We start from the raw sequence: 26,331 nt of genomic DNA, 5'->3' as shown, positions 1-26,331 counted from the left end.
TCTCAGACAGTGACGGCGGCGCCGCGGTTGTGCAGGAAACGAAGCCCGGACAGCACGGTCAGTGCCGAGGTCTTGGGGTTGTCGGCCAGAGGCTTGCCGCGCATGGTCAGCTCCATCTCGCCGAACTCGCCGCGCACGCTGATCTGGTGGATGTTCTCGCTCACGGTGGGGTCGGCGATCAGGCACACCCGGGTGGCATCCAGGCCCAGGCCCGCCAGCGAAAGGGTGGCGGCCACATTGGCGTTCTTGGGATACAACTGGGCGGCCTCACGGGCCGTGGCTTCCAGAATCACGGTGGGCTCGGTGATGGCGGACAGATCGCAAACGTCTTCGGCCGGGGTGCCGCGCCAGCCTGAAGGCGGTTTGCGCCCGGTGTAGCGCACCTCGCTGAGGCCGGCCAGGCGCGCGGCGGCAATGGCGTCCACGCCGCCTATGGCACCCGACAGCAGGTGCAGCTGGGTGGCGCCCTGCTCGGCAGCCGCGGCCAGTTGCTCGGCCATGCCCGGGCCCGACAAGGCGCCAATCGACAGCACAGCGCATTCCACGCCACGCTGCAATGCAGGCACCACATGCTCGATGAGCGCCGCGTGTCCGGCGCATTCCAGCACCAGCGTGGCCTCGGCGGGCACGCTGGTGGTCACGGTGGCGGCATCGCCCACCACGGCACGCGCCTCATCCAGGCCGGCAGCCTGGACCACGATGTGGGTGATGCGCACGCCGGTGTGGCCGGCCAGGCGCTGAAAGATGGATCGTCCGATCGCGCCAAAGCCGATCAGGGTGACAGGCTGGGTCTCCCGCCCGGGGTGGGCCTGGGTGATCGCTTGGGTGGTGGCTTGGCTCATGCAGCCTCCTTCTTGAGGATGGGGCCGGCGAACTTGGCGGCGAACGGGCCCCAGGCCTTCATGTCGACCTCGACCACCACCGGGCCCTTGGCGGCCAGTGCCTGGCCCAGCACCTCGGCGGCGCGCGCCGGGCTGTCGAGCAGGAAATGGCGGGCCTTGAGGCTGGCGCAGAAGTTCGCAAAATCGGGGGTGTGCAGCTCGACGTAGCAATGGCGGCTGCCATAGATGTCGTCCTGGATGTTCTTGATCACGCCATAGCGGCTGTCATTCATCAGCAGCACCACCAGGTCGGCGTTCTCCTGCACGGCGCAGGCGAGTTCGCCCACATTGAGCATGAAGCCACCGTCGCCAACCAGGGCCACCGTCTTGCGGCCCAACTGGTGCTCGGTGTTGGCAACAGAGGTACCGATCGCCATGGCCAGGCCTTGGCCGATGCCCCCGCCCAGGGCGTGCACGCCGGCGCGGGGGTGGTCCAGCACCGGAGCCCGGTTGCCCCACATGCTGTTGGACAAGGTGATGTCGCGCACCCACCAGAGCTGCTTGCCAACCGCGGCGCCCACCTGGTTCTTGAGTTCGACATAGGCGCCCAGGGTGTCGTCCACATGGGCGGCGGCGGCGGCCCGTGCCTTTTGCACGTCGGGCACCAACTGCGGGTCGACCTGCATGCGGCCTTCCAACAGGTCGGCCAGTGCGTTCAGCGTGAGCTCGGCATCGCCCTGCACAAAGTACTGGCTGTTGTAGCCGCGGTTGTGCGCCAGGGCATTGGCGTCGATGCGGTAGATCGATGCCGGCAGCTTGAGCTTGTAGCGCAGGGTTTCGTTGCTGCGCAGGCGTGAGCCCACCACCAGCAGGGCGTCGCAGGTCTGGTACAGGTCTTCGGCGGCCTTTTGCAGGTTGTAGGAACCCAGGCTGGCCGGGTGGTCCTCGGCCAGGATGCCGCGGCCCTGCACGGAGGTCACCACGCCCCAGCCCATCTTCACCAGGCGGGCCACGGCGGCACTGGCGCCGCGTGCGCCGCCGCCCAGCCACAGCAGGGGGCGCTTGGCGCCAGCCAGGGCATCGGCCAGGGCCTGCACGCTCTCGGCTTCGGGCAGCAACGGGCGCAGCGGCAGCGGACGCAGGTCGGCCGGCAGGGCGAGCAGGGTGGCCTGCACATCGATGGGGATTTCGATGCTCACGGGCCCGCAGGGCGGGGTGAAGGCCAGGCGGGCCGCCTCGCGCAGGGTGGCCAGGGCGGTTTCGGCGTTGCGGATGCGGAAAGCCGCCTTGCCCACCGACTGCAGCATGGCCAGTTGGGCCGGCGCTTCGTGGATGTAGCCGAGGTCGCGGTCCAGGTAGGGCGACTCGATCTGCCCGGTCAGGTGCAGCATCGGGGTGCCGGCCGTGAGGGCCTCGATCATGGCGCCGGCGGCATTGCCCGCGCCGGTGCCGGTGCTGGTCACGCACACCCCCAGGGCGCCGCTGACCCGGGCGTAGGCATCGGCCATGTTGCAGGCGCCGGCCTCGCCCCGTGCCGACACGAATCGGATCTTCTGACGCCGGTGGAAGGCGTCGAGGATGGGCATGTTGTGGATCGAGATCACGCCAAAGGCGGCGCGAACACCACATTGCTCTAGGAATCGGGCGGCAAGTTCGCCAACGGTGATGCGATGAGGGGCTGCTGTGGTCATGGTGTGGGGGGTGGGACGGGGTTGACGGTCAACCGCTGCGCTGGGGCAGATGGCTGATGCGTTGGGTGACCTGGGCAGCGGCTTGCTGCACCAGTTGAACCAGGGTGCGCGCCTGATCGGCCTCGATCTGCTGCGCCGGCACGGTCATGCTGACCGCGGCCACCACCTGGTGGCGGTCATTGAAAACGGGGGCAGCGATGGTGGAGATACCGGTTTCGAAGCCGCCCTGGCTGATGCCATAGCCATTGGCCATGTCCTGGTCGATCAGGGCCTTGAGCTGCACCAGGGTGGTCGGCGTCTTGGGTGTGTAGGCGTGCAGTTGGGGCTCGGGGTAGAGCTGGGACAGGCCGGCCATGTCGAGGTTGGACAGCAGCAGGCGACCCAGCACGGTGGCGTGGGCCGGCAAGCGCGCGCCGACCTGGATCGAATGGAACACCGATTGGCGGCCCATGGCCTTGGCGACGAACACCACCTCGCGCCCGTCGCGCACCACCAGGTGGGCCGAATAGCCACTCTGGTCGCGCAGGCCCTCGATGATCGGAATGCCATGCTCGGTCAGCTCCATCGAGGCCAGGTACTCAAAGCCCAGGCGCAGCACCCCGATGCTCAGCTTGTAGTTGGGGCTGTCACTGACACGTTCGACAAAGCCCATCTGCTCCAGGGTCTGCAGCAGGCGGAACACCGAGGCCCGCGGCACGTCCAGGCGGCGCGACAGCTCGGCGCCGGTGAGCTGCGGCTCCTGACGGGTGAAGCAGCCCAGCAATTGCAGGCCACGGGCCAGGCCCGGGACGAGGTAGCGGTCGCTTGCGTTGTTCATGTGTTGGTTCTCCTGGTCTCTCGATCTGTGTTCAGGGGGTGGCCTGCAGCAAGGCATTGACCGCATCGGCGGCCTCCAGCGCGCAGGCATGGCCCACCGGGCCCAGTGAGAGATAGGGAGCACCGACCCGATTGGCCAGGCCTTCGCAGGCGGCCGCCGGGGTGATGGTGTCAGCGCTGCCACTGGCCACGGTGACCGGACAGGTTACCGCAGCCAGCAGGGTGTCGAGGTCGGCCTGGGCGAGCAGTCGCGCGGCCTGGGTGTAGCCGGCGGGGTTGATGGCCGCCATGATCGATTTCACGTAAGCCACCAGCGACGCATCGGCCTGGGCCGACAGCATGGCGGCCCCCCGGTGTTCGGCCATGCCGGCCGGGCCCAGGCGCGCCAGGTTGGCCAGCCGATCGCGCAGCTTGCTGTCGCGCACGGCGGGATCGGCCAGGCCATAGCCCAGGGCTGGTGAGAGCAGGGTCAGGCGCTCGACCGAATCCGGGCCTTGTGCCACTGCCGCAGCGGCCATCAGGCAGCCCAGGGAGTGGCCGGCCAGACGGATCGGCTGCTGCGCCAGGCCCAGGGCCTGAAGCCATTGCCAGACCCGCGTGCCGTAGTCGGCGGCCGTCGGCCAATCGGCCTCGACCGGGGTGCTCTGGCCATAGCCTGGGGCGTCCCAGGCCAGCACGGTGAAGCGACTCTGCAGGCCTTGCAATTGGCGCAGCCAACTGCCCGAGCCCGACCCAATGCCGTGCAACAGCACCAGCAAGGGGCCTTGGCCCGCCCGACGGTAGGCGATATCGCCCCCGGCGGTCGAGACGACCTGGACAGGCCACTGCTGAGCCATTTCTTGCAAGGTCATGTTCTTGGCGCCTGCTTCAGCGACCCAGATCGCGCTTGATCTTGGCCAGGGGCGAATCAGGCGGGTAGACCGGGGTGATCGGCTTGGGCGAGCCCAGCATCACGCACATCAGGGCATCTTCGTCGCCGATGTTGTGCTCCTCGCGGTACACCCCCGGGGGCACCGAGATCAGGTCACGTTCACCGACCACGGTCTCCCAGCGTTGGCCGTCCTTTTCGCAGATCACCTTCATGGCGCCACGCATCACGAAGAAGATTTCTTCCACGTCGTAATGGATGTGCGAGGGGCCGATGTTGCCCGCCGGGATGACCATGGTCGAGAACGTGAAGTGGGCCGAGGGCACGGTGTTGTTGTCACTGGACACGCCAGTGCCACCGGTGCCCACGTAACGCATCTGGGCGCGACGGTACTTGGGGTCGAAATCGGCCTGGAACTTCAGGGCATCCCAGTCGTAGCGCCGGGTGGAGCGGCGGGCCACGCGCGACTCCATCCACTCGGCAAAGCTCTGGCCCGGGGCCTGCATCATGGCCTGCTGGATTTCAGCCTCGGGCGGGATGCGGGCATCCTGCAGGCCACGTTCGTTGAACACCGGCTCATTGGCCGCAGGGGTGTGGGGTGCGCTCATGGGGACTCCTTGCAAAACAGGGCGATGGGATGGGATGGGGGGTCAGTTCATGACGAAGCCGCCATTGACCGGCAGCACCTGGCCGGTCACATAGCCGCTGCCGTCGGAGAGCAGGAACAGCACGGTGGCGACCACGTCGTCAGGCACCTGGGCCCGGCTGATGGCCCGGCCTTCGCTGTACAGGCGGTGGCGCGCCTCGGGCACGTACTCGGTGGCCTCGACCAGGGTCAGCCCCGGCGCCACTGCATTGACGGTCACGCCGTGGGCGCCAAGTTCGCGGGCCATCGAGCGCGTCATGGACATCACGGCGCCCTTGCTGGCCACGTAGGCCATCAGACGGGGCGCGCCCCACAGCGCGGTGTCGGAGGCGATGTTCACCACCCGGCCCCGACCCGAGGCCTGCAGCCAGCGCTGCGCCGCCACCGTCACCAGCCAAGGGCCGCGCACATTGACGGCCATCACCCGGTCCCAGGTGTCCACCGTGATGTCGCCCATGTCCTTGCCGCCCGAATTGGTGATGGCGGCGTTGTTCACCAAGCCATCCATGCCACCCAGGCGTTCAGCCGCCGTGGCAGTGGCCTGCTCGATGGCTTGCGGGTCCGACACATCCATGGGCAGGTAATGCGCCACGGGCTGGGCCAAGCCCTGGTTCAGCGCGGCCGCCAGGGCCTCGCCCCGTTCATGCAGCACATCGGTCAGGGCGACCCGGGCACCGGCGGCCACACAGGCGCGGGCAAAGGCCTCGCCCAAGCCACGGGCACCGCCCGTGATGAGGATGCGGTGGCCTTCGAGAGAGGGAACGCTGGTCTGATTCATGCTTCGATTCCTGTGTCTGCCGTGCACCGCCCCATCCTGGTGATCGGGCTTTTGCTCGGCTCTTTTTGGTCTCACTTATGAAACGTTGATTCGTATTTGAATCGCAATTGTGTCACCAACCCACAATCCAGCCCTTATCCCGACTATCTCACAGGGTTTTTGAAACACCCATCAGGACTTCAAAACCTGCTTTTGCAGCCTTCCGCCAGGGGCATTTGTCCATGCGCCAGATCAACACCACAGACATGACGACCCCATGAATACGTATTTTTACTTATTTGACAAACAGGGGGTACTCCGTATTCTCACTCAAATAGTTTCATCTATTGATCACTGTTTCGTATATAAAACGAAAGGCAGTCATGTTCACCCACGGATCTGTTGCTCTCTTTCGCCCGCGCTCCCGCTGCGGCAGGGGTTTGGCATGAGGTACCCCATCCTGGCGCTGGCCCGTCGTTGGACAGGGGCATGCCTTACCGTGCTGGGCACATCCAGTCTGTGCCACGCGGCCCAGGGCGAGTCGCTGGAGGCCCAGCGCAGTCTGGCGACAGCGCCCTTCACGCTGGTGGCGCCATTCCCGGCCGGGGGCCCGGTGGACACACTGGCCCGCATGCTGGCCAACGGCTTGTCCGAGCGCTACAAACAACCCGCGATCGTGGACAACCGCACCGGCGCCAACGGCAACATCGGGATCGAAGCGGTCAAGCGCGCCGCCCCCACGGGCCACACCCTGCTGGTGGTGCCGGCCGGCAACCTGACCATCAACCCCACGCTGATGCCCCGCCTGGGCTATGACGTGGAGACCGACTTCAGCCCGGTGGCCTCGCTGGCCAAGGCCCCCAACGTGCTGGCGGTGAACCCGGCGGTGCCGGCGCGCACCGTCCGCGAACTGATCACGCTCAGCCAGGCCCACCCGGGCACCTTGAGTTACGCCACCCCGGGGGTGGGCTCGGGCCTGCACCTGGCTGGCGAACTGTTCAAGCAGCAAAGCGGCGCCGATTTGCTGCATGTGGCCTACAAAGGCTCGCCCCCCGCACTCAACGATGTGCTGGGCGGCACCGTGCCCGTGATTGTGGGCAACCTGCCCACGCTGCTGCCGCACATCCAGCAAGGCAAGCTGCGCGCCCTGGCCGTGACCGACCCGATGCGTGCCCCGCTGCTGCCGGACGTGCCCACCCTGGCCGAAGCCGGCGTGAGTGGCGTGGCCGTCACCTCGTGGTACGGCGTGATGGCCCCCAAAGGCACGCCCGAAGCCGTTCGCACCCAACTGGCCAGCGACATCAGCCAGATTCTGAACAGCCCAAGCAACAAAGCCCAGCTCGAAAAACAGGGCCTGCTTGTGTGGATCACCACAGGCGCCGCCTTCGGCGACGTCATCCGAAAAGAGACAGCCACCTGGTTGCCCGTCATCAAGAGCCGAAAGATCGAAGCCCAGTGACAGGCCGTCCTCACCAAGCCCCCTCCCCGACCCACCCCCACAACATCCACTAGGACCCATCCCATGCCCGCGCCCACGTCCCCCCGTTTTGCCCTCCCCTGCATCGCCCTCACCCGCCGCCACACCCTGGCCCTGGCCGCCGCCGCGCTCGGTCTGTGCGCCACCACCCAGCCGGCCCTGGCCCAGGGCTCTTACCCCAACAAGCCCATCACCCTGGTGGTGGCCTACCCGGCCGGTGGCGACACCGATGCCATGGCGCGCCTGTTCGCCGAGAAGCTCCAAGGCCGCCTGGGCCAGCCCGTGGTGGTCGACAACCGCCCCGGCGCCAGCGGCATCATCGGCAGCGCCTTTGTCGCCAAGGCGCCGGCCGATGGCTACACCCTGCTGCTGGCGCCCAGCACCTTCTCGATCGCGCAGTTGGTGATGAAGACCGGCCCAGGCTCGGGCTATGACGTGCTCAACGGCTTCACGCCCATCATCCAGACCGTCACCATGCCCATGTTCGTGGCCGCCTCGGGCGCCAGCGGCATCAAGGACATCAAGGAACTGGTGGCCCAGTCCAAGGCCAAGCCCCTGACCTATGCCACCCCGGGCAGCGGCTCGCCCATGCACATCCTGGCCGCCATGTTCACCAAGGCCAGCGGCGCCGACCTGGCCCACGTGCCCTACCGCGGCGTGGCCCCGGCCGTGAACGATGTGCTGGGTGGCCATGTGCCCCTGACCTTCATGACCCTGGGCCCCGTCGCGCCGCACCTGAGCACGGGCAAAGTCAAGCTGCTGGGCGTGGCCGACACCCACCGCTCCACCCTGGCCCCCGACGTGCCCACCCTGGCCGAACAGGGCTACAAGGACATCGAACTCACCGCATGGCAAGGCCTGTTCGGCCCCAAAGGCCTGCCCACCGACATCGTGAAGACGCTCAACACCCACATGAACGACATCCTGAAGATGCCCGATGTGGTCAGCAAAGTCGGCACCTTTGGCGGCCTGCCACTGGGTGGCGAGCCGGCCCGACTCGAAAAGAGCAATGCGGCCGATCTGGCCCGTTTCGGCAAGGTAGTGAAGGACTTCGGCATCCAGGCCGATTGAGCCCCGCCCCACGCTGGTTCCCCCGCCCGGCCAGGGCCGCCCTGGCCGGACCTCCCCACGACGAAGCAGCGCTTCGTTCCATCAAACGGCACATCTCTTGGAGGAGAAGCCCATGAAAAAATCCCTCATCGTTCTGGCGGCCCTGGCTGCCGCTGGCAGCGCTTCGGCCCAGACGGCACCCAGCTCGTCGGTCACCCTGTTCGGCACCATTGACGTGGGCCTGGCCCGCGTCTCGGGCGACACCCTGACCCGCACCGGCCTGTCCACCAGCGGCGCCAACATCAGCCGCATCGGCTTTCGGGGCACCGAAGACCTGGGCGGCGGCCTGGCCGCCGGCTTCTGGCTCGAAGGCGGCCTGGACGTGAACACCGGCGCGGGCAAGAGCAGCGGCGCCTTCAGCTTCAACCGCCGCGCCACCGCCAGCCTGATGGGCGCCTTCGGCGAGGTGCGCATCGGTCGCGACGACTCGGCCACCTTCCTGAACACCCTGATCTTCGACCCCTTCCTGACCAACGGCGTGGGCGGCACCGGCACCTTTGTCATGAATGGTGCCCCGATCCAGATCAGCAATGCGGTCAGCTACTTCCTGCCGGCCAACCTGGGCGGCTTCTATGGCCAGGCCCAGGTGGCTTTTGGCGGCCAGGCCTCCAACTCGAGCACCCCCAACCTGGGTGACTACCGCGGCCTGCGCGGGGGCTATCGCCAGGGCCCGATCCATGTGGCACTGGCCACCGGCAAGCTCAAGGGCGCCACCGCCGCCGCCGACGTGACCGCCAACAACATCGCCGGCTGGTATGACTTCGGCGTGGTCAAGCCCTCGTTCATCTGGGCCAGCGAAAAGACCGCGGCCGCCAAGATCACGGCCTTCCAGATCGGCGCCAGCGCCCCGATCGGCGCCAGCGAACTGCGCGCCTCGGTGGGCCGCTACGACACGTCGGGCAACAACGCCGACTGGACCAAGGTGTCCCTGGGCTATGGCTACAACCTGTCCAAGCGCACCCAGCTTTACACCAGCTACGGCCACATCAGCAACAAGGCCGGCGCCCAGCGCGCCATCAACATCCAGGGCCTGGGCGCCGCCGGCACCTCGCTGGGCGGTACCTCCAGTGGCTACGAAGTGGGCATGCGCCACTTCTTCTGATCCGAGGTTTCTCCTAGGTTGACTTGGCCTGCCATGGCCCGGGGTTTCCCCCGGGTCCGGCAGGTTTTTTTGCGCCCAAGGCATTCCTGGCCTGTGAAAGAATCAGGCTTTTGTCGCCGCCAGTGTCCAGCCACGTGCCCCGTCATCGCCCCCTCACGCCCTCTGCAAAACAACCTCAAACCGCGGATCTCGCCAGTCCCTGGGTCGATCTGGACGAGCACGGCAGCGGGCTGTCCGTTGACAACTTCATCACCTCCTGGATGAACCAAATCAGCCACGCGCTGCGCCGCACCCTGACGCTGAGCTATGCCGAGCCCTTTGGGGTCAGCGTGGCCGAATGGCGCATGATGGCCTTCATCGCCCACGAAGGGCGGCTGTCGCTGTCTCAACTGGCCCAGCGCTCCAGCACCGACAAAGCCCTGGTGAGCCGCACACTCAAGCTGCTGGAACAACGTGGCTTGGCACTGCTGCAGGCCAGCGGACGCGGTCGGGCCCGCCAACTGTTGTGCCGCCTCAGCCCCGCCGGCCTGGACCTGCACGATCAGATGATCCGCATCGCGCGCGAGCGCCAAGCCGCCATGTTGCGTGTGCTCAGCCCGAGCGAACGACAAGGGCTTTACGAGGCCCTGAACAAGCTCCAGACAGAATGCGCACGTCAGAACAGGCTGAGTGAACCCCAACCACCGCAACGAAGCCCCGCTCCGCATCAAGGTCATACGATCACCGATGATTGAGGTGCTGACAATGGACTGGCGTCCAACCCGTCATTTCCGAGCAAGCCATCGCAGGTCAAATGGGTCCAGGCAGGCCTCTCGGCCCGCAGAAGGAGACGAATGAGTGAGCCCAGCCGCAGCGGCTACATCCTGCGGGCAACCGCGTTTTACCTGCTCTTCGGGCTGGGATGGATCGTGCTGTCGGACCGGGTGTTGCTGGCGCTGACCGACCCGCTCGATCTGGCCGCACTTTCGGCCGCCAAGGGCATCTTTTTCGTGCTGGCCTCAGCGGCGGCCTTGTTCATGGCGCTGCGCTCCGTACCGGGGGACAAGGCAGCGGTCAACGCTGCCGGGCTGCCCGATCCCGCAACCCAGGCCAGGCTGCGTCAGCGCTGGCCCAGCTACGGGTTTGCCTTGCTGATCACCGGGTGCATGCTGCTGGTGCACCAGGCCATGAAGCCCATGGACACGGGTCACCCCCAATTCATTCTGTTCGTGCTGCCCATCGCCCTGAGCGCGCTGGTGGGCGGCCTCGGTCCGGGGCTGATGGCCACCCTGGTGGCGCTGGTCGGCACTGACCTGATGTCACAACCCGCGCTGCACAGCCTGGCCGCCTCGCCCCAGGACCAGTTTCGCTGGAGCCTGCTGCTGGTCAACGGCCTGGTGCTGAGCCTGCTCAGTGATCGCCTGCGGCGCGCCAACCTGCGCTTGCAACGCAGCAGCCGGCTGCTCAACTCGGTCGTCACCGGCACGTCGGATGCCGTGTTCGTGAAAGATCGCCAGGGGCACTACCTGCTGGCCAATGCCGCCGCCGGGGCCTTTGTCCACCGGGCGCCGGCCAGCATGTTGGGCGTGACCGATGCACAGCTTTTCGACACGGCATCGGCCAAACACCTGCGTGAACTCGACCAGCAGGTGATGCAAAGCGCCCAGGTGCAAACACACGAGGAAGGCCTGACCACGCTGGACGGCCAGCAGCGGGTGTTCATGGTCACCAAGGGCCCCGTGGTCGACGAGGCCGGCACGGTCAGCGGGCTGTTCGGCATTGCGCGCGACATCACCCACCTGAAAGCCGACCAGGAACGCCTGCAGACGAGCGAAGCCGCCCTGCGCGAGCGCGAACAGCAACTGGCCCGGGTGCTGCAGGGCTCCGATCAGGGTTACTGGGACTGGCACCTGCCCAGCAACAGCTTCGTGGTGAGTGCGCGCTGGGAGACCATGTTGGGCTTCGAGCCGGGCGAGATGGACGTCAGCACCCACCGATGGCCCGACATCGTGCACCCGGAAGACCTGCCGACCGCCATGAGCTCGATCGAACGCCATCTGCAAGGCGAGAGCGACGCCCATGTGGTGGAGATCCGCTGCCGCACCAAGCAAGGCGACTGGCGCTGGATCCTGTCGCGCGGCAGCATCGTGCAACGCAGCGAGTCGGGGCAGCCCCTGATCATGGCGGGCACTCACACCGACATCACCGAGCGCAAGCAATCCGAACGGGCGCTGCGCGAGGCCAGCGTGGTGTTCGAGAGCAGCCACGAGGGCATCATGATGGTCAACCCGAACGGGCTGATCACCAAGGTGAATCCGGCCTTCACGCGCATCACAGGCTTCTCGGAGGCCGAGGTCAGCAGCCGCTCGCCCCGCTTGCTGGCCTCGGGTCAGCATGGCGAGCCGTTCTACCAAGAGCTTTGGCGCTCGCTGCATCAACACGATTTCTGGCGCGGCGAGATCTGCAACCGGCGCAAGAACGGTGAGTTGTACGTGGCCCAGGAGACGATCTCGGTGGTGCGCGACCCTCAAGGCAAGGTGCTGCACTACATCGGCGTGTTTTCCGACATCAGCCAGCTCAAGGCGCACGAGGCCGAACTGGACCGGGTGGCGCATTACGACCTGCTCACCGGGTTGCCCAACCGGCACCTGCTGTCTGACCGCATGAGCCAGTCGATCCGGCGCTCGCAGCGCAGCGGGCATCCCAGCGCGGTGTGTGTGCTGGACCTCGATGGCTTCAAACACATCAATGATCGGCATGGTCACACGGTGGGTGACCAATTGCTGATCGGGCTGAGCACCCGCCTGCAACAGGTGCTGCGGGCCGAGGACACGCTGGCCCGCGCAGGGGGCGACGAATTTGTGCTGGTGCTGTCCGAGGTCGGGTCCACCGAAGAGTGCACGCTGATCCTTGACCGCCTGCTGCTGGCGGTGCGCCAGCCCTTTGTACTGCCCCCCGAACTGTCTCTGAGCGTGAGCGCCAGCATTGGCGTGAGCCTGTACCCCGCGGACAACGCCGACCCCGACACCCTGCTGCGCCATGCCGACCAGGCCATGTATCTGGCCAAGCAGGCCGGCAAGAATCGCTATCAGTTGTTCGACCCTGAAAGCGATCGCCTGGCCCAGGCCCACCGGCAAAGCCTGGAGACCCTGGAGCGGGCCCTGGCCCAGGGCGAGTTCGTGCTGCATTACCAACCCAAGGTGGACCTTGACGGGGGCGAGGTCATCGGCGCCGAAGCGCTGATCCGATGGCAGCACCCCGAGCGCGGCCTGCTGCCCCCAGGCGAGTTCCTGCCCCTGGTCCAGGGCAGCACGCTGGAGCCCTCACTGGGCGAATGGGTCATCGCCAGCGCCCTGGCGCAACTCAGCCGCTGGCACAGCCAGGGGCTGAACATGAAGGTGAGCGTCAACATCAGCGCCAACCACCTGCTGAGGCCCGAGTTCTGCGCCCGCTTGGGCGAGGCCCTGGCCTGCCACCCCGAAGTGCCCCCAGCCCACCTGGAACTGGAGGTGCTGGAAAGTGCCGCCATCGCCGACATGGGCCAGGCTGTCGACATTCTGCGCAACTGCCGCGCGCTGGGCGTGCATTTTTCACTCGACGATTTCGGCACCGGCTACTCCTCGCTCACCTACCTGCGCCAGCTGCCCGTGGACACGCTGAAGATCGACCAGAGTTTTGTACGCGACATGCTCACCGACCCCGACGACCTGCGCATCGTGCAAAGCGTCATCCAGCTGGCCGGGGTGTTTCACCGACAGGTGATCGCCGAAGGCGTGGAAACCCTGGAGCATGGCGCCCGGCTGCGCCAGATGGGCTGCCACTGCGTACAAGGCTATGGCATCGCCCGCCCGATGCCCGCCCAGAACCTGCCCGGCTGGTGCGCCGGATGGCTGCAGGCCCAGGCCTGGCAACACCTTTGACACCCCGAGCCTCTCTGGAGACCTGCATGCTGTCCCACATCTTCATCGGCATCACCGATTTCGAACGCGCGCTGCGCTTTTACCGCCCTGTGCTGGCCAGCCTCGGCATCGAAGAACGCTTCTGCGAACCCGAGCGCCCCTGGGCCGGCTGGCACAGCGCCGGCGGCCAACGCCCCCTGTTCGTGATCGCCCGCCCCCACGACGGCCAGTTCCCCACCCCCGGCAACGGCCAGATGACCGCCTTCCTGGCACCCACACGCGCCGCAGTCCACGCCGCCCACGCCGCCGCCCTGGCCCACGGCGGCACCTGCGACGGCCCCCCCGGCCCCCGCCCGCACTATCACGCCCACTACTACGGCGCCTACTTCAAAGACCCCGACGGCAACAAACTCTCCGTCGCCTGCCATACCCCCGAAGACAGGCCGTGAACGCCCCCAAAAAGGAGCAGGGATACCCCAGGGGCCGCAAGGCCCCTTCTTCATTCAGCAGGCCTGCAACGAAGAGGTCAGGCCGGCGCCGGGCCTGCCTGCGCAGGGCTGGACAGGGCGAAGAGCGTCCGCGTCTCGCGGCCGCACGCGGGAGCGACACGAACTGAGGGGGCCTTCAGGCCCCCTTCTCAATTCAGCCGGCTCAAAACGAAGAGGTCAGCCCGCCGCCCGGCCGCCCGAAGGCGGGCTGCGGCCCCCTTGGGGGGCAGGGAGTGACACGCAGTGCACGACCGTGGGGGCCATTTATTCAGGCCACCCCACCCTTGCCAACGACTCGTTGTCCCAACCCTTGCGCCCCGTCAGCTCGTCGCCCACCCAGTCGGGCAGGTCGACGGCCGTCTGTTCGCTGGGCAACTCCACCTCCACCGTGTACAGGCCCTCGAGACCGCCGTGGTAGCGGTCCACCTCGAAGGTGTGGCCTTGGTGCTCAATGAAGAAGCGCGTCTTCTCCAGGGCATAGGCGCCGGGTTGACGCGCCATCTGCTGGGCATCGGCCACCGGGATCTCATACTCCCATTCGTGCCGGGTGGCGGCACTCAGCGGTGCACTCTTGAGTGTGAGCCAGGCCCGGTCCTGAGATACCCGCACCCGCACCAGCACCGCGCCCTTGGCCAGGTAGGCCTGCAGAAAATGGGAGCCGCTGAGGCCCTCCAGGATCGCCGGGGTCCTGAGTTTGAATTTGCGCTCGATTTCCAAGGCCATGGTGATTTCCTCCTGAAGGCTGCCGCTGCTTTTTGAATGAGGCCCGATTGTGTCGCACCGGCACCGGAGTGGCCGCCCTCAAAGTGCCCACATCGTCACTTCCGACGATTGAAAGTCGTGCGCAGGACAGGCACGCTGGGGGCCGATCCTCGATGATGGATGCCACCCCACTCCACCCCCAACCTGCCCCACAGATCCCATGAACCTGCATGACGCCATCGCCACGCGCCGTTCGGTGCGCGATTTTCTGGACACCCCCGTCCCCGAGGCGCTGATCCGCCGCGTGCTGGAGCACGCCTTGCGCGCCCCGTCGGGCGGCAACCTCCAACCCTGGCACCTGCATGTGCTCACAGGCGAGCCGCTCGCGAACTTCAAGGCCAAGATGCAGCAGCGCCTGCAAGACGAGGCCGCGGGCACGGCTGCGCCCGAGCCTGGCGAGTACACCGTGTACCCGCCCGATCTCGTCTCGCCCTACCGCGAGCGCCGCTTCCAGGTGGGCGAGGCCATGTATGCCGAGCTGGGCATCCCGCGTGAGGACAAGGCCGGCCGGCTGCGCTGGTTTGCCCGCAACTACGCCTTCTTCGGGGCCCCGCTGGCCTTGTTCTGCAGCGTGGACCGTCGCATGGGCCCGCCGCAGTGGTCCGATCTGGGCATGCTGCTGCAGACCGTGATGCTGCTGCTGCGCGCGGAAGGCCTGGACAGCTGTGCCCAGGAATGCTGGGCGCGCTACCCCCAGACCGTGGCTCAGACCCTGAAGCTGCCGCCCGAGCGCCTGTTGTTCGCCGGCATGGCCATCGGCTACGCCAATCCGGAACACCCCGTGAACCGCCTGCAGACCGCGCGCGCACCTCTGTCCGAGGTGGTCGAGTTCATCGGCTTCTGAGCCGCGGCGGCTGACCGGGTCCGGCCGCTCAGGCCGTGGGCAGGCGATGGTCCTTGAACTGCTCGCGCAATCGGGTCTTCAGCAGCTTGCCGGTGGCCGTGTGCGGCAGGCTGTCGACAAACACCACGTCGTCGGGCAGCCACCATTTGGCGATGCGCTCGCCCAGGTGCGCCAGCACCGACGCGGCATCGACCTCGGCGCCGGGGCGTTTGACGGCCACCAGCAGAGGGCGCTCCTGCCACTTGGGGTGCGGCAGGCCGATCACCGCGGCCTCCAGCAGGCCCGGGTGCGAGCAGGCCGCGTTTTCCACATCGATGGACGAGATCCACTCGCCCCCCGACTTGATCACGTCCTTGGCGCGGTCCACCAGTTGCAGGTAGCCATCGCGGTCGATGGTGGCGACGTCGCCGGTCGGGAAGTAACCCTCGGCATCCAGCACCTCGCCGCCCTCGCCACGAAAGTAGCCGCTGCAGATCCAGGGGCCGCGCACATGCAGGTGGCCGTAGGCCACGCCATCCCAGGGCAGGGTCTGGCCGGCCGAGTCGACGATTTTCAGGTCCACCCCCCAGACGCCCCGGCCCTGCTTGAGCTTGACCTTGAGCAACGAATCGGGGTCCAGCTCGGCATGCTTGGGCAGCAGCTTGCTGATCACGCCGATGGGGCTGGTCTCGGTCATGCCCCAGCCCTGCACCACCTCGGCCCCAAAGTCGTTCTCGAAGCGCTCCAGCACCGCACGGGACACCGCCGCCCCACCGATGCCGATGCGCTTGACCCCCAGCTCGCGCGGCTTGATCTGCGGGTTGGCGTCCAGGTACTGGAACAGCATCAGCCACACCGTGGGCACGCCTTGCGAGAAGGTACAGCGCTCGTCGCGCATCAGGGTGTAGACGCTCTGCCCGTCCAGGTGCGGCCCGGGCAGCACCAGCTTGGCACCCACCATGGCCGCGGCGTAGGGCGTGCCCCAGGCATTGGCATGGAACATGGGCACGATGAGCAGCAGCGTTTCGGACGAGCTGATGCCGAAGGTGTCGGGCGCCAGCTCCATCAGCGTGTGCAGCACGGTGGATCGGTGCGAATACAGCACCCCCTTGGGGTTGCCGGTGGTGCCCGAGGTGTAGCACAGCGAGGAGGCCGACTTCTCGTCGAACTCAGGCCAGACGTAGTCGCCGCTCTGGGCATCGAGCAGGTCTTCGAAGCACAGCAGATGGGGTACCTCGATCGCGGGCATGTGGGCCCGGTCGGTCATGGCGACAAAGGCACGAACCGATGGGAGCCGGGGCGCCAGTTGCGCCACCAGGGGCGCAAAGCCGATGTCGAAGAACAGCACCTGGTCTTCGGCGTGGTTGATGATGTAGTCGATCTGCTCGGGGAACAGGCGTGGGTTGACGGTGTGCAACACCGCCCCCATGCCCGACACCCCGTAATACAGCGCCAGGTGCCGGTGCGAGTTCCAGGCCAGCGTGCCCACCCGGTCACCCGGGCGGATGTCCAGCGCCTCCATGGCCTGGGCCACCTGGCGGGCGCGATCCCGCAGACCACGCCAGGTGGTGCGGTGGGTGGGCCCCTCGGGCAGGCGCGAGACGATCTCGGTGTCGGGGTGGAAGGTGGCGGCGTGCTCGATCAGTGACGAGATCAGCAACGGGCGGTCTTGCATCAGTCCTTGCATGGGGGATCCTCCGGGTTCGCTGCTTCAACCGCCGTACAGGCCGCCAAAGGCTTCATATTCCTTGCCGTTGAAACGCTGCAACACCTTCTTCTCGATCGGGTAGAAGTCATCGGGGCCGGTCTTGACCTCGATGCCGGGATACAGGCCCGGCGGGGTGAAGCGGAGGCTGGCGGCCTGCTTCATGATGTTTTCGCGCGTCAGGTTGTCGCCGGCCTGGCGCAACACCTGGGCCATCGTGGCGGCCACCGAATAGCCCAGCACATTGAGGGTGTCGTCGGGGTCGCCCGCCGGGTAGTACTGCTTCATCACCGCCACGTACTCGACCATCTCTTTCACGCCCTTGGCCGCCGGATCGGAGGGGGCCAGCAGATAGGTGGACGAAATCACGCCGGTGGCGTTGTCCAGGCCCGCCGGCTTGAGCACCGAACTCAGGGACTGCGACACGCTGACCAGGTACTGCGTGGGCTTCCAGCCCAGTTCGGCGGCCTTGCGGATGGCCTGGGCCGCGAACTTGGGCGTGCTGATGTTGAAGAACACGTCGGCCCCGGATGACTTGAAGGTGACCATCTGGCTGTCGATGGTGGGATCGGTCACCTCGTAAGTCAGGTGTTGCACGATCAAGGTCTTGGCCTTGTCGCCGAGGGCCTCGGTGAAGCCCTTCATGAAGTCCTTGCCGAAGTCGTCGTTCTGCATCAGCACGGCAATGCGGGCATTGGGCTTGGTGGCCAGGATGTGCTGCGCGTAGGCGCGAGCCTCGGCCTGGTAGGTGGGCTGCCAGCCCATGGTCCAGGGGAAGTTCTTCGGATCGCCAAAGCGCGTGGCGCCGGTGTTCACAAACAGCTGAGGGATCTTCTTGGCCGTCAGGTAGCGCTGCACCGCCATGTTCTGCGCCGTGCCCAGCGAGGCGAACATGAGCAGCACCTCGTCCTGCTCGACCAGCTTGCGCGTCTGCTCGACCGACTTGGCCGGGTTGTAGGCATCGTCCTGGGCCAGAAAGTTGATCTTGCGTCCGTTGATGCCGCCGGCCGCGTTGAGCCGATCGAAATAGGCGGCCATGGCCTTGCCGGCGGTGCCATAGGCCGAGGCCGGCCCCGAATAGGGCGACAGACTGCCGATCTTGATCTCGGCGTCGCTGGCGCCGGGGTCGTATTTCTTTTGCGCCTGCGCCACCAGGGGCAAGGCACAGGCCAGCAGCACGCCTGCGGCGGCCAGCTTGAAATGCCGACGCAGGCCGGCTTGGAAGCGAGTGAGCATGAGGTGTCTCCGAGGTGTTGTGGGCAGGCCGGGGCCAGGGCGCCCTGCGGACAGTCTGCGGGCATCGTAGAAGCCGGCTCAAGCACTCACATCGTCGGAACTGACGATATTGCCAAGGGCCCCCGGGCCGCGGTGCCGGCCCCAAGACAGGGGCTCACACGCGCGGCCCACACTGCACAGAAAACGCCATGCTGGGGAATAATGACCCGGATGACTGCTGCTGCCTCCACTTCGATCTGGGCGCCTCTGCGCCAACCCGCGTTCAGAGGCCTGTGCCTGTGTGGCGGCATCTTCTTCATTGGCAGCGGCATGCAGTCCATGGCCGCGGCCTGGTTGATGGTCGAGCTGACCGGCTCGTCATTTCTGGCCGCGCTGGTGCAGACCGCCGTGTTCCTGCCCATGTTTTTGCTGGCCTTGCCGGCCGGCGTGCTGGCCGACACCACCGACCGCCAGCGACTGATTTCGGGTTCACTGATCGCGCTGGCCGCCGCCTCGGCGCTGCTGGCGATGCTGGTGCTGGGCGGTTGGGGTGGCCCCCACTCGGTGCTGCTGCTGATTCTGGTCTGTGGCTGCTGCCTGGCGGTGTTGACGCCGGCCTGGAACTCCTCGGTGATCGACCCGGTCCCGCGCGAAGAGTGGCCGCAGGCCATCACCGCCATCAGCATCGCCTACAACGCGGCACGCGCCATCGGGCCCACGTTGGCCGGCCTGGTGTTCACGCAGCTGGGTGCCGGCTGGGTGTTTGTGTTCACGGTCGCCTGCACGGCGGTGATGTGGGAGTCGATCCGGCGTTGGCCGCCACGCCAGCATCCTCCCTCCCGCCTGCCGCCCGAACGGCTGTGGGGCGGCACCTTGAGCGGGCTGCGCTTTGCCTGGCATTCGCGCATGGTGCTGGCCCAGTTGGTGCGGGTGATGGCCTACAGCGCGGCCGGCTCGGCCCTGTGGGCACTGCTGCCCGTGATTGCCCAGCGCCAGCTGGGCACCGGCGCTCAGGGGTTTGGCCTGCTGATGGGCTGCATGGGCACAGGGGCGGTGCTGATCGGGCTGGTGATCGGGCGGGTGCGAGCCCGCTTCGGCCTGGACCCCCTGATTGCGCTGAGCAGCGCGGTGTTCGCCGCGGCCATGCTGCTGGCGGCCTGGGTGCGCCAGTCGGCCGTGGTGTACATCGCCATGGCGTTTGGCGGGGCCGCCTGGATGGCCGCCCTGTCCACCTTCAACAGCGCCACCCAGGCCAGCGCACCGCCCTGGGTCCGTTCGCGGGCGGTGGCCCTGCACATCGTGGCCTCACTGGGGGCGTTTGCCATCGGTTCGGCTTTCTGGGGGGCCGCGGCAGAGATGGCCGGGCTCAATGCAGCGCTCACGGCCGCGGCGGTGGCCATGGCGGCCAGCCTGCTGCTGGCACGGCCGATGCCGCTGCGCATGGGAGAGCAACATGAGGTGACCCAGGCCACGCCCTGGGAAGACTTGTTCGTGGCCCATGAACCCGAGGCCAATGCCGGCCCGGTGGCGGTGGAGCTGGGCTATCGCATCCTGCCCGGCCAGGATCGGGCCTTTCTGGACGCCGCAGCCCAACTCAAGGCCCATCGCAAGCGCGACGGCGCCACCTTCTGGCGGGTCTACAAGGACCTGGGTGAACCCTCGCGCTATGTGGAGCGATTCATCGTCAGCTCTTGGGCCGACTACCTGCACCAACGCGCCCGCTCCACACTGGCCGACCAGGCCCTGGAGGCCGAGGTGCGTCAGCACCTGGCGCCGGGCGAAAGCGTGCACATGTCGCACTACATCGCCGAGCGCTGACACCGCTGCGTCGGTATCCAGGACCACGCAGCCCAACGCTGGCCCGGTGCGACCGTCGCCTCGGCGCAAGCAACCGCAAAGGCATCAGGCTCCGGATGCTCAAGCCTCCGGGATGGCCGCAGCGGCCGGCCCCCCCGGATCGGCCATCACCACCCGGTTTCGCCCCTGGGCCTTGGCCTGGTACAGGGCGGTGTCGGCCCGCGCCACGGCTTCACTGCCTTCCTCGGGCGGGCGGTATTCGGTCAGGCCAAAAGACACCGTGAAGCGCAGCGTCTGGCCGTCCGGCAAAGGCACGGTCAGAGACTCGACATGCTGGCGCAGGCGCTCCAGGGCCTGACTGGCTTGCACCGCATCGGACACGCCCAGCAAGAGCAGGAATTCCTCGCCTCCCCAGCGCGCCAGCACATCGCCCTCGCGCAGCAACGGCACCAGCTCGGAGGCGAAACGGCGCAGCACCAGATCGCCGACCGCATGGCCACACCGGTCGTTGACCGCCTTGAAGTGGTCGAGATCGGCCAGCGCCACGCAAAAGCCGCCCCCCCGACGGGCCTGGGCGCAGCGCTCCTGCAGCTTTTCCGCGGCACGGCGACGGTTCATCAGGCCGGTCAGTTCGTCCTGGCCGGCCTGCTCGTCCAACCGCGCCAGGGCACGCTGCAATTCGGACTTCTGCTGGCTGAGCTGGGCACGCAAGGTGCTTTGGCGCCCCGCCAGCAAGGCAAAGGCGGGCAGCACGGTCAACACGATGATGAAGTTGGCCAGCTCTTCGCCGGCCGGGTAGCGACTGGGCTGCCAGTGAGGCAGAAGGGCCATGGCCACGGCATAGAGCGACACCACAAAGGCGGTCAACCAGCGCACCTGGCGCGCCGACAGGGCAAAGATGCTGAACACCAGTGCCAGGCAGGCCATGGCCAGCGAGGGGCCTCGCATCGGACCCACGGCGGCATAGCATGCCACAGCCGATACCGACGAGTAGGCGATCTGCGGCACGGTCAGGGTGGGGTCGCGCCAGCGCAGTCCGAACCCCAGCGACAGGCCCAGCAGCACCCACAGGGTGAGCGCCATCGACAACGGCGCCCACACCAGCACAAAGGCCCAGGCGGCATGACCCAGGCGGGCCGCAATGACCATGAACAGGATCCCGCCGATCTGGCAGAGCAGCGCGGCCACGGCCTGCAATTGCCAGTACCGGATGCGACGGGCGTCCCGCGCCGGTCCGGGGACCGGCTCTGAGGCCCGAGGAGGCGACTGCGCCTGACCCGCGGGCCAGGATGTGGTGGAAAGGTAGGACAAGTGACGGCTCCCTGCCCCTCTCAGCAAGGGTGCTGGCTGGGGGGCTCCATGATCATGGCGCGAAGCAGCCTTGTTTGTACAGAGCCCGTCGTCTGTCAGGCCCCCATTCAGGGCCACGACCTGCTCACGTTCGACTCACGGCGGCTAGTGCCGGTGCGAGGTTCAGGCGCTCAACGGCTGGATTTTTACGCTTTTTATACGGCCCCCAGACGCAATTCAACCCGCTTTTTACGGCTGAAATCCTACGCTTGGCCCATCGTTATTCACCTCGATGGAGCGTCGACATGGACATCGCCTGGCTCGCCTGCGCAGCCTTGCTGGGAGGCCTGATGGCCGCCCTCACCCGGGGCCTGCAGGCCCTCGAACCCCGCACCGGAGCACCGTCATGAGCGCCGCCGAAGGGCTTTACGGCCTGGGCGCCGTGCTCGCTGTCGGCCTGCTGGCCTACCTCATCTGGGCGCTGATCCGCGCCGAGGAGTTCTGAATGGGCATGACGTCATCCGCCTGGGGCCTGCTGGCCCTGTACCTGGTACTGCTGCTGGCCTTGGCCTGGCCGCTGGGACGCTACCTCGCCGCCCTGTGTGCCGGGCGCCTGCCCGCCTGGATGCTGCGCACCGAAGCCGCGCTGCTGCGACTGGGTGGCCGGGGCAGCGACGCACCGATGCGCTGGACCCACTACGCCTACGCCTTGCTGGCCTTCAACCTGCTGGGCGTTTTCGCGGTGTATGCCCTGCAGCGCCTGCAGGGCGGGCTGCCGCTGAACCCGCAGGGCTTTGCCGCCGTGTCGCCCGACTCGGCCTTCAACACCGCCATTTCCTTCGTCACCAACACCAACTGGCAGGGTTACTCGGGTGAATCGACCATGAGTTACCTGACCCAGATGCTGGCGCTGACGGTGCAGAACTTTGTCTCGGCCGCCACCGGCATCGCGGTGGTGTTTGCACTGATCAGGGGCTTTGCTGCACGCTCGGTCCAGGCCATCGGCAACTTCTGGGTCGACCTGATGCGCGCCACCGTGTGGCTGCTGCTGCCCCTGTCACTGCTGCTGGCGCTGGTGATGGTGGGCCAGGGCGTGATCCAGAACTTCAGCCCCTACCAGGAAGTGCACACCCTGGAAACCCAGGCCTACACCCAGCCCAAGCTGGGGGCCGATGGCCAGCCCGTGCTCGACGCCCAGGGCCAGCCGGTGCAAGAAGCCCAGAGCACCGACACCCAACTGCTGCCCATGGGCCCCGTGGCCTCGCAAGAGGCCATCAAGATGCTGGGCACCAATGGGGGCGGCTTCTTCAACGCCAACTCGGCCCACCCCTACGAAAACCCGAGCGCCTTCAGCAACCTGCTGCAGATGCTGGCCATCTTCCTGATCCCGGCGGCCCTGTGCCTGGCCTTTGGCATCGAGGTGGGTGACCGGCGTCAGGGTCTGGCCGTGCTGGCCGCCATGACGCTGATGTTTGTGGCCGCCGTGCTGGTGATCACCCCCGCGGAGCAGGCCGGCAACCCCCAGTTGAGCGCCCTGGGGGTCGACCAATTGGCCAGCGCACAACAGGCTGGCGGCAACATGGAAGGCAAGGAGACGCGCTTCGGCGTCAACGCCAGTGCGCTGTTCGCGGTCATCACCACCGCCGCCTCTTGCGGCGCGGTGAACACCATGCATGACTCGCTCACCCCCCTGGGCGGCATGGTGCCGCTGGTGATGATGCAGCTCGGCGAGGTGGTCTTCGGCGGCGTGGGCACAGGCCTTTACGGCATGCTGGTGTTCGCGGTGCTGGCGGTGTTCATCGCCGGCCTGATGATCGGCCGCACGCCCGAGTACCTGGGCAAGAAGATCGAGGCCTACGAGATGAAGATGACCTCGATCGCCATCCTGGTCACGCCCATCGTGGTGCTGGCGGGCACCGCCGTGGCCGTGCTGGCCGAGGCTGGCCGGGCTGGCGTGGCCAACCCGGGTGCACACGGCTTCAGCGAGATCCTGTACGCCTTCACCTCGGCGGCCAACAACAACGGCAGCGCCTTTGCCGGGCTGTCGGCCAACACCCCGTTCTACAACCTGACGCTGGGCCTGGCGATGTGGCTGGGGCGCTTTGGCGTGATCGTGCCGGTGCTGGCCATGGCCGGTGCGCTGGCCCGCAAGCAGCGCCTGCCGGCCAGTGCCGGTACCTTGCCCACCCACGGGCCCTTGTTCGTCGTCCTGCTGGTCGGAACGGTGCTGCTGGTGGGCTTGCTGAACTATGTGCCCGCACTGGCACTGGGCCCGGTGGTCGAGCACTTCATGCTCTGGCCCACCCATTGAATCCGCCCAAGAAGGAACCAAAATCATGAGTCAATCCAACGGTTTCGCACTCTTCGACCCGGCACTGGTCAAACCCGCCATCGGGCAGGCCTTTGCCAAACTCAATCCGCGCGTGCAATGGCGCAACCCGGTGATGTTCGTGGTCTACGTGGGCAGCCTGTTCACCACCGTGCTGGGCCTGCAGGCCCTGGGCGGTCACGGTGAGGCCTCGCCCCTGTTCATCTTCAGCGTGGCAGTGTGGTTGTGGTTCACCGTGCTGTTCGCCAATTTCGCCGAAGCCCTGGCCGAGGGGCGCAGCAAGGCGCAAGCCGCCTCGCTGCGCAACCTCCAGCAGACCGGCTGGGCCAAGAAGCTGCAGCACCCGCGGCATGGCAGCCCCTGGCTGCCGCTGGAGTCGCCGCTGCTGCGCAAGGGGGACGTGGTGCTGGTGGAAGCCGGTGATGTGATCCCGCTCGACGGTGAGGTGATCGAAGGCGTGGCCTCGGTGGACGAGTCGGCCATCACCGGCGAATCCGCCCCCGTGATCCGCGAATCGGGCGGCGACTTCTCGGCCGTCACAGGGGGCACCCGGGTGCTTTCCGACTGGCTGGTGGTGCGCATTGGCGTCAACCCGGGCGAAAGCTTCATCGACCGCATGATCAGCATGGTGGAAGGCGCCAAGCGCCAGAAGACCCCCAACGAGATCGCGCTCAACATCCTGCTGGCGGCGCTGACCATCGTGTTCCTGGTGGTCACCGTGACCCTGCTGCCGTACTCGGTGTTCAGCGTGCAGGCGGCGCAAAGCGGTGCTCCGGTCACCATGACCGCCCTGGTGGCACTGCTGGTGTGCCTGATCCCGACCACCATCGGCGGCTTGCTGAGCGCCATTGGCGTGGCGGGCATGAGCCGCATGATGCAGGCCAACGTGATCGCCACCTCGGGCCGTGCTGTCGAAGCGGCGGGCGACGTGGACGTGCTGATGCTCGACAAGACCGGCACCATCACCCATGGCAACCGGCAGGCCGCCACCCTGCTGCCCGGCATCGGCCACACCGAGGCCGCCCTGGCCCAGGTGGCCTGGCTGGCCTCGCAGGCTGACGAGACCCCCGAGGGCCGCAGCATCGTGACGCTGGCGGCGCAGAAGTTGAGTGCGCCGGCCCTGGAGCGCTTGCAGGTCGGCCTGGGCCAAGCCGAGGCCGTGCCCTTCACCGCGCAGACCCGCATGAGCGGCGTGGACCTGCCAGAGGGCAGCCACACCCGCGTGCTGCGCAAGGGAGCGGTGGACGCCGTGCGCCGCCACGTGGAAGCCCTGGGCGGGCGCATGCCACCCGAGCTGGTGCGCGCCGCCGAAGAAGTGGCCCGCCGCGGCAGCACGCCGCTGGTGGTGGCCGACGGCGCGGTGGCCGTGGGCGTGGTCGAGCTCAAGGACATCGTCAAGTCGGGCATCAAGGAACGCTTCGAGGCCCTGCGCCGCATGGGCATCAAGACCGTGATGATCACCGGCGACAACCCGCTCACGGCGGCCGCCATCGCCGCCGAGGCCGGGGTGGACGACTTCCTGGCCGAAGCCACCCCTGAAGCCAAGCTGGCGCTGATCCGGCAATACCAGCAACAAGGCCGGCTGGTGGCCATGACCGGCGACGGCACCAACGATGCGCCGGCCCTGGCCCAGGCCGATGTGGCCGTGGCCATGAACTCGGGCACCCAGGCCGCCAAAGAGGCCGCCAACATGGTCGACCTGGACTCCAACCCCACCAAGCTGCTGGAGGTGGTGGAGACCGGCAAGGCCCTGCTGATGACGCGCGGCTCGCTGACCACCTTCTCGATTGCCAACGATGTGGCCAAGTTCTTCGCCATCATCCCGGCCATCTTCGTGGTGACCTACCCGCAGTTGGGGGCGCTCAACATCATGGCGCTGGCCAGCCCCAGCTCGGCCATTCTGTCGGCGGTGATCTTCAACGCGCTGGTGATCGTGTTCCTGATCCCACTGGCCCTGAAAGGGGTGCGCTACCGCGCCATCGGCGCCGCCGCCCTGCTGCGCCGCAACCTGCTGATCTACGGCCTGGGCGGTCTGGTGGTGCCTTTTGCCGGCATCAAGCTGATCGACCTGCTCCTGGTGGCGCTGCACCTCGCCTGAACCTCATCCAACCCTGACACGAGAATCGCCATGTCTCATTCCATGCCTCCCCTGGTCCGACCCGCCCTGGTGTTTTTCATCGCCCTGAGCGTGTTCACCGGCGTGCTCTACCCCCTGGCCGTCACCGGCCTGGGTCAGGCCCTGTTCCCCGACGAGGCCAAGGGCAGCCTGCTGCTGCGCGAGGGCCGTCCCGTGGGCTCGCGCCTGATCGGGCAGAACTTCTCCGACCCGGCCCACTTCTGGGGCCGCCCCTCGGCCACCGGCCCCATGGCCTACAACGCCAGCGCCTCCAGCGGCGCCAACCAGGGCCCGCTCAACCCCGCCCTGACGGAAGCGGTGAAGGCCCGCATCGCCGCCCTGCGCGAGGCCGACCCCGATCAGAAAAGTCCGGTTCCGGTGGACTTGGTGACGGCTTCGGCCAGCGGGCTGGACCCCCACATCAGCCCGGCGGCGGCGGCCTATCAGTTGCCCCGCGTGGCCAAGGCACGCCGCCTGGACCCGGCGCGATTGCAAGCCCTCATCGAACAGCACACCGAGCAACCCCTGCTGAGCGCCCTGGGCGAAGCCAGGGTCAATGTGCTGACCCTGAACCTGGCGCTGGACGCGCTGCACTGAGGGCACCATGCTGGAAGACCTCGCGATGGCCCTGCTGGCCCTG

The 26,331-nt window shown here is 67.3% G+C and carries 22 protein-coding genes; 12 read left to right on the top strand and 10 right to left on the bottom strand.

Annotation, left to right across the window (positions count from 1 at the left end; all coding sequences use genetic code 11):
* Positions 1-2: 2 nt before the first annotated feature.
* The 6 genes from AC07PT_RS21575 to AC07PT_RS21550 all read right to left on the bottom strand — a co-directional run bounded on the left by AC07PT_RS21575 (position 3) and on the right by AC07PT_RS21550 (position 5,620).
* The gene (locus AC07PT_RS21575; RefSeq protein WP_494658035.1) at positions 3-842 is read right to left on the bottom strand and encodes an aspartate dehydrogenase; all 840 of its coding nucleotides are present in this window, start codon (positions 840-842) and stop codon (positions 3-5) included.
* Complete coding sequence (locus tag AC07PT_RS21570) at positions 839-2,512, bottom strand: thiamine pyrophosphate-binding protein (protein WP_494658034.1); 1,674 nt, start codon at positions 2,510-2,512, stop codon at positions 839-841. Before AC07PT_RS21570 ends, AC07PT_RS21575 begins: the two co-directional genes overlap by 4 nt.
* 28 nt (positions 2,513-2,540) lie before the next feature.
* Entirely contained in the window at positions 2,541-3,329 is a 789-nt protein-coding gene (locus AC07PT_RS21565) for an IclR family transcriptional regulator (RefSeq protein ID WP_494658033.1), read from the bottom strand.
* A gap of 31 nt (positions 3,330-3,360) precedes the next feature.
* Entirely contained in the window at positions 3,361-4,179 is an 819-nt protein-coding gene (locus tag AC07PT_RS21560) for an alpha/beta fold hydrolase (RefSeq protein WP_492349655.1), read from the bottom strand.
* Positions 4,180-4,195: 16 nt separating this feature from the next.
* Positions 4,196-4,705 carry a cupin domain-containing protein gene (locus tag AC07PT_RS21555; protein WP_494658064.1) on the bottom strand — a complete coding sequence of 170 codons (510 nt, stop codon included), beginning with the start codon at positions 4,703-4,705 and terminating at the stop codon, positions 4,196-4,198.
* Between the two features lie 141 nt (positions 4,706-4,846).
* Positions 4,847-5,620, bottom strand: coding sequence for an SDR family oxidoreductase (locus AC07PT_RS21550; RefSeq protein WP_494658032.1), 774 nt, complete (start codon positions 5,618-5,620; stop codon positions 4,847-4,849).
* Positions 5,621-6,044: 424 nt separating this feature from the next.
* Between AC07PT_RS21550 and AC07PT_RS21545 the strand changes: the two genes are divergently transcribed.
* The 6 genes from AC07PT_RS21545 (at position 6,045) to AC07PT_RS21520 (ending at position 13,615) form a co-directional block, all read left to right on the top strand.
* Complete coding sequence (locus AC07PT_RS21545; protein WP_494658031.1) at positions 6,045-7,058, top strand: Bug family tripartite tricarboxylate transporter substrate binding protein; 1,014 nt, start codon at positions 6,045-6,047, stop codon at positions 7,056-7,058.
* A gap of 63 nt (positions 7,059-7,121) precedes the next feature.
* Complete coding sequence (locus AC07PT_RS21540; RefSeq protein ID WP_494658030.1) at positions 7,122-8,147, top strand: Bug family tripartite tricarboxylate transporter substrate binding protein; 1,026 nt, start codon at positions 7,122-7,124, stop codon at positions 8,145-8,147.
* 112 nt (positions 8,148-8,259) lie between these two features.
* Positions 8,260-9,288 (top strand): porin, encoded by a 1,029-nt coding sequence (locus AC07PT_RS21535; RefSeq protein WP_492349651.1) that lies wholly within the window; start codon positions 8,260-8,262, stop codon positions 9,286-9,288.
* A gap of 260 nt (positions 9,289-9,548) precedes the next feature.
* Complete coding sequence (locus AC07PT_RS21530; RefSeq protein WP_494658029.1) at positions 9,549-10,022, top strand: MarR family winged helix-turn-helix transcriptional regulator; 474 nt, start codon at positions 9,549-9,551, stop codon at positions 10,020-10,022.
* A gap of 99 nt (positions 10,023-10,121) precedes the next feature.
* The gene (locus AC07PT_RS21525) at positions 10,122-13,187 is read left to right on the top strand and encodes an EAL domain-containing protein (protein ID WP_494658028.1); all 3,066 of its coding nucleotides are present in this window, start codon (positions 10,122-10,124) and stop codon (positions 13,185-13,187) included.
* 26 nt (positions 13,188-13,213) lie between these two features.
* Positions 13,214-13,615: a VOC family protein gene (locus AC07PT_RS21520; protein ID WP_494658027.1), complete on the top strand. Its 402-nt coding sequence runs from the start codon at positions 13,214-13,216 to the stop codon at positions 13,613-13,615.
* A gap of 303 nt (positions 13,616-13,918) precedes the next feature.
* On the opposite strand, the gene AC07PT_RS21515 is transcribed toward AC07PT_RS21520, so the two are convergent.
* On the bottom strand, positions 13,919-14,377 hold the full coding sequence (locus AC07PT_RS21515) for a CYTH domain-containing protein (RefSeq protein ID WP_494658026.1): 459 nt from the start codon (positions 14,375-14,377) through the stop codon (positions 13,919-13,921).
* A gap of 199 nt (positions 14,378-14,576) precedes the next feature.
* Here AC07PT_RS21515 and AC07PT_RS21510 point away from each other — a divergent pair, with 199 nt between their 5' ends.
* Positions 14,577-15,260 (top strand): nitroreductase, encoded by a 684-nt coding sequence (locus AC07PT_RS21510; protein ID WP_494658025.1) that lies wholly within the window; start codon positions 14,577-14,579, stop codon positions 15,258-15,260.
* A 28-nt stretch (positions 15,261-15,288) separates the two neighbouring features.
* On the opposite strand, the gene AC07PT_RS21505 is transcribed toward AC07PT_RS21510, so the two are convergent.
* On the bottom strand, positions 15,289-16,926 hold the full coding sequence (locus AC07PT_RS21505; protein WP_494658024.1) for a 3-(methylthio)propionyl-CoA ligase: 1,638 nt from the start codon (positions 16,924-16,926) through the stop codon (positions 15,289-15,291).
* Between the two features lie 24 nt (positions 16,927-16,950).
* Positions 16,951-18,180 carry an ABC transporter substrate-binding protein gene (locus AC07PT_RS21500; protein ID WP_494658023.1) on the bottom strand — a complete coding sequence of 410 codons (1,230 nt, stop codon included), beginning with the start codon at positions 18,178-18,180 and terminating at the stop codon, positions 16,951-16,953.
* 210 nt (positions 18,181-18,390) lie between these two features.
* Here AC07PT_RS21500 and AC07PT_RS21495 point away from each other — a divergent pair, with 210 nt between their 5' ends.
* Complete coding sequence (locus AC07PT_RS21495) at positions 18,391-19,977, top strand: MFS transporter (protein ID WP_494658022.1); 1,587 nt, start codon at positions 18,391-18,393, stop codon at positions 19,975-19,977.
* Positions 19,978-20,076: 99 nt separating this feature from the next.
* Here AC07PT_RS21495 and AC07PT_RS21490 read toward each other — a convergent pair whose 3' ends face one another.
* Entirely contained in the window at positions 20,077-21,267 is a 1,191-nt protein-coding gene (locus AC07PT_RS21490; RefSeq protein ID WP_494658021.1) for a GGDEF domain-containing protein, read from the bottom strand.
* 385 nt (positions 21,268-21,652) lie between these two features.
* Here AC07PT_RS21490 and kdpF point away from each other — a divergent pair, with 385 nt between their 5' ends.
* Genes kdpF through kdpC form a run of 4 tightly spaced genes read left to right on the top strand, consistent with a single transcriptional unit; the run spans position 21,653 to position 26,288 of the window.
* Entirely contained in the window at positions 21,653-21,751 is a 99-nt protein-coding gene (kdpF, locus tag AC07PT_RS21485) for a K(+)-transporting ATPase subunit F (protein WP_492349642.1), read from the top strand.
* Between the two features lie 6 nt (positions 21,752-21,757).
* On the top strand, positions 21,758-23,557 hold the full coding sequence (gene kdpA, locus AC07PT_RS21480) for a potassium-transporting ATPase subunit KdpA (protein WP_494658020.1): 1,800 nt from the start codon (positions 21,758-21,760) through the stop codon (positions 23,555-23,557).
* 25 nt (positions 23,558-23,582) lie between these two features.
* Positions 23,583-25,673 (top strand): potassium-transporting ATPase subunit KdpB, encoded by a 2,091-nt coding sequence (kdpB, locus tag AC07PT_RS21475; RefSeq protein ID WP_494658019.1) that lies wholly within the window; start codon positions 23,583-23,585, stop codon positions 25,671-25,673.
* Positions 25,674-25,715: 42 nt separating this feature from the next.
* Entirely contained in the window at positions 25,716-26,288 is a 573-nt protein-coding gene (kdpC, locus tag AC07PT_RS21470) for a potassium-transporting ATPase subunit KdpC (protein WP_494658063.1), read from the top strand.
* Positions 26,289-26,331 lie beyond the last annotated feature (43 nt).

This window comes from Curvibacter sp. GW821-FHT09D12, from assembly GCF_059416245.1.
This window is presented reverse-complemented; position numbering and strand designations above follow the sequence as displayed.

Coding starts and splice junctions, on each gene's coding strand:
- AC07PT_RS21575 (WP_494658035.1), bottom strand. CDS start 842: ATGAGCCAAGCCACCACCCAAGCGATCACCCAGGCCCACCCCGGGCGG.
- AC07PT_RS21570 (WP_494658034.1), bottom strand. CDS start 2,512: ATGACCACAGCAGCCCCTCATCGCATCACCGTTGGCGAACTTGCCGCC.
- AC07PT_RS21565 (WP_494658033.1), bottom strand. CDS start 3,329: ATGAACAACGCAAGCGACCGCTACCTCGTCCCGGGCCTGGCCCGTGGC.
- AC07PT_RS21560 (WP_492349655.1), bottom strand. CDS start 4,179: ATGACCTTGCAAGAAATGGCTCAGCAGTGGCCTGTCCAGGTCGTCTCG.
- AC07PT_RS21555 (WP_494658064.1), bottom strand. CDS start 4,705: ATGATGCAGGCCCCGGGCCAGAGCTTTGCCGAGTGGATGGAGTCGCGC.
- AC07PT_RS21550 (WP_494658032.1), bottom strand. CDS start 5,620: ATGAATCAGACCAGCGTTCCCTCTCTCGAAGGCCACCGCATCCTCATC.
- AC07PT_RS21545 (WP_494658031.1), top strand. CDS start 6,045: ATGAGGTACCCCATCCTGGCGCTGGCCCGTCGTTGGACAGGGGCATGC.
- AC07PT_RS21540 (WP_494658030.1), top strand. CDS start 7,122: ATGCCCGCGCCCACGTCCCCCCGTTTTGCCCTCCCCTGCATCGCCCTC.
- AC07PT_RS21535 (WP_492349651.1), top strand. CDS start 8,260: ATGAAAAAATCCCTCATCGTTCTGGCGGCCCTGGCTGCCGCTGGCAGC.
- AC07PT_RS21530 (WP_494658029.1), top strand. CDS start 9,549: ATGAACCAAATCAGCCACGCGCTGCGCCGCACCCTGACGCTGAGCTAT.
- AC07PT_RS21525 (WP_494658028.1), top strand. CDS start 10,122: ATGAGTGAGCCCAGCCGCAGCGGCTACATCCTGCGGGCAACCGCGTTT.
- AC07PT_RS21520 (WP_494658027.1), top strand. CDS start 13,214: ATGCTGTCCCACATCTTCATCGGCATCACCGATTTCGAACGCGCGCTG.
- AC07PT_RS21515 (WP_494658026.1), bottom strand. CDS start 14,377: ATGGCCTTGGAAATCGAGCGCAAATTCAAACTCAGGACCCCGGCGATC.
- AC07PT_RS21510 (WP_494658025.1), top strand. CDS start 14,577: ATGAACCTGCATGACGCCATCGCCACGCGCCGTTCGGTGCGCGATTTT.
- AC07PT_RS21505 (WP_494658024.1), bottom strand. CDS start 16,926: ATGCAAGGACTGATGCAAGACCGCCCGTTGCTGATCTCGTCACTGATC.
- AC07PT_RS21500 (WP_494658023.1), bottom strand. CDS start 18,180: ATGCTCACTCGCTTCCAAGCCGGCCTGCGTCGGCATTTCAAGCTGGCC.
- AC07PT_RS21495 (WP_494658022.1), top strand. CDS start 18,391: ATGACTGCTGCTGCCTCCACTTCGATCTGGGCGCCTCTGCGCCAACCC.
- kdpF (WP_492349642.1), top strand. CDS start 21,653: ATGAGCGCCGCCGAAGGGCTTTACGGCCTGGGCGCCGTGCTCGCTGTC.
- kdpA (WP_494658020.1), top strand. CDS start 21,758: ATGACGTCATCCGCCTGGGGCCTGCTGGCCCTGTACCTGGTACTGCTG.
- kdpB (WP_494658019.1), top strand. CDS start 23,583: ATGAGTCAATCCAACGGTTTCGCACTCTTCGACCCGGCACTGGTCAAA.
- kdpC (WP_494658063.1), top strand. CDS start 25,716: ATGCCTCCCCTGGTCCGACCCGCCCTGGTGTTTTTCATCGCCCTGAGC.